The sequence below is a fragment of the Streptomyces hainanensis genome (genome assembly GCF_004348415.1).
GTDB classification, from domain to species: Bacteria; Actinomycetota; Actinomycetes; order Streptomycetales; family Streptomycetaceae; genus Streptomyces; species Streptomyces hainanensis.
The window spans coordinates 1-6,237 of record NZ_SMKI01000454.1 but is presented as its reverse complement, the minus strand read 5'-3'; the positions used below and the strand labels follow the sequence as shown (position 1 = coordinate 6,237).

The window sequence follows — 6,237 nt, the reverse complement described above, 5'->3', positions numbered from 1 at the left end:
GTCCCGGGGGCGAAGCCCCCGGAAGCCGGTCCTGCGCGGCGGTGCCGCCGCAAGGCGGCCTTGGCACCGGCCGGTCGGCGGCGGCAGCCACGACGGCCTCGGCTACAGAAGCCGCCCCGTCGCCGCCACGTCCGCGTACCAGCGCGCGCTGGACTTCGGTGTCCGCCGCTGCGTCTCGAAGTCCACGTGCACGACCCCGAACCGCTTGCTGTAGCCGTACGCCCACTCGAAGTTGTCCATCAGGGACCACAGGTAGTAGCCCCGCACGTCGGCGCCCTGCCCGATGGCCTCGTGGATGGCGGCCAGGTGGCCCCGCAGGTAGGCGATCCGGTTGGGGTCGTGCACCGCGCCCGAGTCGTCCTGCTTGTCGTCGAAGGCCGCGCCGTTCTCCGTGACGTAGAGCGGCAGCCCCGGCGCCTCCCGGCTGAAGCGCAGCAGGAGGTCGGTGAGGCCGGTGGGGTCGATGACCCAGCCCATGTCCGTGCGGTCGCCGGGCGCCAGGTGGAACTCGACGCTCTCGGAGCCGACCCACGGCGAGTGGTCGGAGACGCCGTGCGCGTGGTTGCGGGCCGCCGGGCGGCCGGCGACCGGCGCCGAGACGACGGTCGGCGTGTAGTAGTTGAGGCCCAGGTAGTCGAGCGGCTGGTGGATGGCCGCCTCGTCGCCGTCCCGCACGAAGGACCAGTCGGAGACGCGCGCCGTGTCCTGCTTCAGGTCCTCCCCGTAGCCGCCGTGCAGCATCGGGTCCGAGAAGATCCGGGTGTGCAGCGCGTCGATCCGCCGCGCCGCGTCCCGGTCCTCCGGGGAGTCGGTGCGCGGCCTGATCACGCCGGGGTTGAGCGAGACGCCGATCTGCGCGTCGCGCGGCAGCACGGAACGCAGCGCCTGGGTGGCCAGGCCGTGGCCGAGGTTGAGGTGGTGCGCCGCCTTCAGCACCGACTCCGGCTCGGTGCGCCCCGGGGCGTGCACGCCGGAGCCGTAGCCGAGGAACGAGCTGCAGAAGGGCTCGTTCACGGTGGCCCACAGCCGCACCCGGTCGCCCAGCGCGTCGCCGACGATCCGGGCGTACTCCGCGTACCGCTCGGCGGTGTCCCTGACCGGCCAGCCGCCCGCGTCCTCGAGCTCCTGCGGGAGGTCCCAGTGGTAGAGCGTGAGCGACGGGGTGATGCCCCGTTCGAGCAGGCCGTCGGCGAGTGCCCGGTAGAAGTCGAGACCGCGCTGGACGGCCGGGCCCCGGCCGGTCGGCTGGACCCGGGACCAGGAGACCGAGAAGCGGTACGCGCCGAGGCCGAGCTCGGCCATCAGGTCGATGTCGCTCTGCCACTGGTGGTAGTGGTCGCAGGCGACGTCGCCGGTATCCCCGCCCAGCACCTTGCCCGGGGTGCGGGCGAAGGTGTCCCAGATGGACGGTGTGCGTCCGTCCTCCCGTGCCGCGCCCTCGATCTGGTAGGCGGCTGTCGCCGATCCCCACAGGAAGTCGGAGGGGAAGGACAGGGCCCCGGCGGTCTCGGTGGGGTCATTCTCAGTCATGGAAGCGCTCCCATTCTTGCTCGTGGATGAGGGTATCGAACGCCGCGCGCCGGGGGGTGCCCGCCCGCCGGCCGGGCGGCGGCCCGGCCGGCGAACCGAAGGGCTCAGCCCTTGAGCGCTCCATTCATGATGCCGCCGACGATCTGCCTGCCGAACAGCACGAACGCGATGAGCAGCGGCATCGTCGCCAGCAGCGCACCGGCCATGATCACGCCCTGGTCCTGCACGTAGCCGCGACCCAGGTTGGTCAGCGCCACCTGGACCGTCGGGTTCTGCTGGGTGAGCGCGATGATCGGCCAGAAGAACTCGTTCCAGGCCATGACGAAGGTCAGCATGCCCAGCACCGCCATGGCCGGCCTGGCGGCGGGGAAGACCACGTGCCAGACGATCCGCAGGCTGTTGGCGCCGTCCACCCGGGCGGCCTCGATGAGCTCGCTCGGCAGGGCCTGCGTCAGGAACTGCCGCATGAAGAACACGCCGAAGGCGCTGACCATCATCGGCAGGATGACGGCCTGCAGCCGGCCGGTCCACTCCAACTCGGCGATGGCCATGAACATCGGCACCACGGTGAGCTGCGGCGGCACCATCATGGTGCCGATGACGAGCAGCATCAGGAGGTTCTTCGCCCGGAACCGGAGTTTGGCGAAGGCGAAGCCGGCCAGGGTGGCGAACAGCACCGTCGAGACCGTGATGGTGCCGGCCACGAACAGCGTGTTGAGCATGGCCCGGCCCATGTTCGCGTCGGTCCACGCCGACTCGAGGTTGGTGAAGAGCCGCTCGCCGAACCAGAACGGCGGGGTCGACTCGGCGAGCCGCGCGTTGGTGTGGGACGAGGCGAACGCCTGCCACACCAGCGGGTAGAGCGAGCCGACGGTGAAGACCGTCAGGATGGTGTACGTCAGCCAGCCCGCGTGCATCTGACGCCCGGCGGTGCCCGCACGTCGCAGCCGACGGGGGCGACGGGCCCCCGGCGGATCCGCGGACGGCCCGGTGACCGGCTGCGTCTCGCTGGTCGTGGTCGCCATCAGTCCTCCTCCCCGCTGCTGCGGCCCACCCAGCGGGAGAGCACCCAGTAGACGAGCCCGATGACGATCAGCAGCAGGAACATCGTCCAGGCGATGGCCGAGGCACGGCCGAGGTGACGGTTGAACCAGCCCATCTCGTAGAGGTAGAGGCCCAGCGTCTGGTACTGGCCGCTGGCGCCGCCCTCGGCGCCGCCACCGCCGAACAGCATGGGCTCACCGAAGAGTTGGGTGGCGCCGATGGTCGAGACCACGATGGTGAACAGGATGGTCGGCCGCAGCGAGGGCAGCGTGATGTGGCGGAACTGCTGCCAGCGCGACGCGCCGTCGAGCGACGCCGACTCGTAGAGGTCGTTGGGGATGGACTGCATCGCGGCCAGGTAGATCAGCGTGTTGTAGCCGGTCCAGCGCCAGATCACGATGGAGGAGACGGCGAACTGCGACGTCCAGGTGCCCGACTGCCAGTCGATGTTGTCGATGCCGACGAGGCCGAGCGCCCAGTTGATCATGCCGTAGTCGCGGCCGTAGAGCATGGCGAAGACCAGGGCCGCGGCCGCCACCGAGGTGGCGTACGGGGTGAGGATCGCCACCCGGTACAACATGCTGCCGCGCAGCTTGTAGTTGAGCAGGTGGGCGAGCCCCAGCGCCATCAGCAGCTGCGGCACCGTGGAGATCACGCCGATGGTGAACGTGTTCTGCAGCGCGTTCCAGAAGAACTCGTCGTCCCACAGCCGCGTGTAGTTGTCGAAGCCCACCCACTCCATCTCGTTGGGGCGGCTCAGCGACACCTGGTGCAGCGAGGCCCAGCCCGTGTACAGCAGCGGGAAGAGGCCGAAGGCGGCGAAGAAGAGGAAGAACGGCAGGATGAACGCGTACGGGCTGTACCTGATGTCCCAGCGGTAGCGTCGGGAGCGCCGGGCGGCCCGCTTGGCCGCCTTCGGGTCGGCCGGCTCCGAGGGCCGGCGGCCGGGGTCTTTCCTGCGCGGGGCCGCGCCCCCCGGGGTGACGGGGGGCGCGGCCTCTCGGTGGTCAGTAGTCATCTACCTGTCCCGGTTGGATCCGCGTGTTCTGCTTATTCCGCGAGGGCGTTGTCGAGCGAGCTGACCACGGACTCCCAGGCGCTCTCCGGCGACTCGCCCTGCGCGTCGATCTGGACGAGACCCTGCGAGATGCTGTCCTGGATCACCTGGTCGTTCGGGCCGATCGGGCTGGACGGGATCTCCGCCGCGGCCGCCGAGAAGAACTGGCCGATGGGCGCGTCACCGAAGTACGGGTTGGTGGCGTTGAGCACCTCGGGCAGCTGCTGGGCCTCGGCCGAGCTGGGGTAGCTGCCGCGCTCGGAGAAGAGCCTGGCCTGCTGCTCGGGCGCGGTCAACCACGCGGCCAACTCCACGGCCGCGTCGCGGTGTTCGCCGGCCTCCGGGACACCGATGAAGGAGCCGCCCCAGTTGGACGGGGTCGGGGAGGCGGCGACGTTCCACAGGCCCTGGCCCTCGTCCCCGGCCTGGGCCGCGATGTGGCCGAGCATCCACGACGGGCAGGCGGAGAAGGTGGCGAAGGCGCCGTTGGCGATGGCGCGGTTCCAGTCGTCGGTGAACTGCTGCTGCTGGTTGGTGAGTCCGCGCTCGGACGCCTCGACGGCCAGGTCCCAGGCGTCGGACACGCCCTGGCTCTCCTGGTAGACGGTCTCGCCCGCCGCGTTGGTGTAGCGCTCCTCGTAGCCCGAGACCACGGCGTTGAACAGGCCCGGGGCCGAGTCCGTCCACGAGATGCCCTCGGGGCCGTCGGCCTGGAACTGCTCGCCCACGTCGAGGTACGACTCCCAGTCGGCGAAGAGCGCGCCCACCTCCTCGGGGTCGGTGGGCAGCCCGGCCGCCTCGAAGTAGTCGGTGCGGTAGCAGACGCCGGTGGGGCCGATGTCCGTGCCGAGACCGATCAGACGGCCGTCCGGGTCGGTGGCCTGGCCGACCTTGAACGGCATGAAGTGGCTGGGGTCCACGTTCTCGTACTCGTTGAAGTCGACCCAGGCGTCGCTGAGTTCGTTGGTCATCTCGGCGATGTTGCCGACCTCGATGGCCTGGATGTCGGCGAGCCCGCTGTTCTGCCCGAGGCGGGTGCGCAACTGGGCGATGTAGTCCGCGAGTTCGGTGACCGAGTCCTGCTCGATCGTGATGTCGGGGTTCAACTCCATGTACTCGTCGTAGAGTCCGGCCTCCTCGAAGCCGAACTGGCCGAACACCCCGACTCGCAGGGTTATCTGGCCGTCACTGTCGTCGTCGCTGTCGCTCGAACAGGCGGCGAGCAGCGAGACGGCGAGGACGCCGGTGACACCCATGGTGAGTGCACGGGTCCTTCTGCGGTGCGTTCGACGTGCGATGGCCTCATTGCGCATAACGGCTCGTCCTCCTGGCGCACACTGACGTTGCCTTCCCAGCGCTGCGGCGTGTGGGGGATGGGGGTGCCCTGGGCGTGGAACGTACGGGTTCTGTAGGGTCTCGATGGTATGGGAGCGCTCCCAATCGTGATGGGTTGAAGGGTTCCTGAGCCGTCACCAGTGTGTCAAGCGCCAGGGCGGTTCGTCAGGGATTCCGTGATGTAGTTGGATCCTGGGGGCAAACGGAGGGATGCGATGGCAGTGGCAAGACGCGGCGCCGGCCGCGACGGAAGACCGACCCTTGAACAGGTCGCGGCGCGAGCCGGAGTCGGCCGAGGGACGGTCTCCCGGGTGATCAACGGTTCCCCGCGGGTGAGTGACCGCACCCGGGCGGCGGTGGAGCAGGCGATCGCCGACCTCGGCTACGTACCGCACCAGGCGGCCAGGGCGCTGGCCGCCAACCGGTCCAACGCCATCGCCCTGGTGGTGCCGGAGGCGGAGGGCCGGCTGTTCTCCGAGCCCTTCTTCTCCGGGATAATCCGCGGCGTCAGCGCCGAGCTGGTCGACACCGACATCCAGCTGCTGCTGACGTTGATCCGGGCGCCCCGGGAGCGGGCGCGGTTCGCGCAGTACGCGGCGAGCGACCGGGTGGACGGCGTGCTGCTGGTCTCCGTCCACGGGGACGATCCGCTGCCCGACCAGCTGGCGGAGATGGGCCTGCCCGTGGTGATGACCGGCCGCCGCTCGGAGGACGAGCCGGTGCCCTACGTGGACTGCGACAACGTCGGCGGCGCGCAACAGGCCGTCGAACACCTGCTGGGCCGTGGCCGCTCCACGGTGGCGACCATCTCCGGGCCGGCCGACATGTACGCGGCGCGCTGCCGGCTCGACGGCTACCGGGAGGCGCTGCGCGCGGCGGGCAAGGCGGCGGACGACGAGCTGGTCGCCCGCGGCGACTTCACGGAGGAGAGCGGTTACGCGGCGATGCGGGAGCTGCTGGCGCGGCGGCCCACGCTCGACGCGGTGTTCTGCGCCTCCGACCCGATGGCGATGGGGGCCCGGCGCGCGCTGCGTGAGCTGGGGCGCTCGGTGCCAGGGGACGTGGCGCTGGTCGGCTTCGACGACTCGGCGCTCGCCCGACACATGGACCCGCCGCTGACCAGCGTCCGGCAGCCCACCGAGGGCATGGGCCGGGCGATGACCAGGGCGTTGCTCCAGCTGATCAACGAGGGCGGCCAGGACCGCCCGCACGTGCTGCTGCCCACGGAGTTGGTGCGTCGCGCGTCGTCCTAGCCCCCCGCCCGTCCCGAC

The 6,237-nt window shown here is 70.5% G+C and carries 5 protein-coding genes; 1 reads left to right on the top strand and 4 read right to left on the bottom strand.

Annotated elements, in window-relative coordinates; translation table 11 throughout:
• Positions 1 to 102 precede the first annotated feature (102 nt).
• The 4 genes from E1283_RS29890 to E1283_RS29875 all read right to left on the bottom strand — a co-directional run bounded on the left by E1283_RS29890 (position 103) and on the right by E1283_RS29875 (position 4,887).
• Positions 103 to 1,530: a GH1 family beta-glucosidase gene (locus E1283_RS29890; RefSeq protein WP_132821295.1), complete on the bottom strand. Its 1,428-nt coding sequence runs from the start codon at positions 1,528 to 1,530 to the stop codon at positions 103 to 105.
• Positions 1,531 to 1,634: 104 nt separating this feature from the next.
• Entirely contained in the window at positions 1,635 to 2,555 is a 921-nt protein-coding gene (locus tag E1283_RS29885) for a carbohydrate ABC transporter permease (protein ID WP_132821294.1), read from the bottom strand.
• On the bottom strand, positions 2,555 to 3,592 hold the full coding sequence (locus E1283_RS29880; RefSeq protein WP_132821293.1) for a carbohydrate ABC transporter permease: 1,038 nt from the start codon (positions 3,590 to 3,592) through the stop codon (positions 2,555 to 2,557). The genes E1283_RS29885 and E1283_RS29880 overlap by 1 nt, the downstream gene beginning before the upstream one ends.
• A 32-nt stretch (positions 3,593 to 3,624) precedes the next feature.
• Positions 3,625 to 4,887 carry an ABC transporter substrate-binding protein gene (locus tag E1283_RS29875; protein ID WP_132821292.1) on the bottom strand — a complete coding sequence of 421 codons (1,263 nt, stop codon included), beginning with the start codon at positions 4,885 to 4,887 and terminating at the stop codon, positions 3,625 to 3,627.
• A gap of 294 nt (positions 4,888 to 5,181) precedes the next feature.
• Between E1283_RS29875 and E1283_RS29870 the strand changes: the two genes are divergently transcribed.
• Positions 5,182 to 6,219, top strand: coding sequence for a LacI family DNA-binding transcriptional regulator (locus tag E1283_RS29870; RefSeq protein ID WP_132821291.1), 1,038 nt, complete (start codon positions 5,182 to 5,184; stop codon positions 6,217 to 6,219).
• Positions 6,220 to 6,237: the final 18 nt, after the last annotated feature.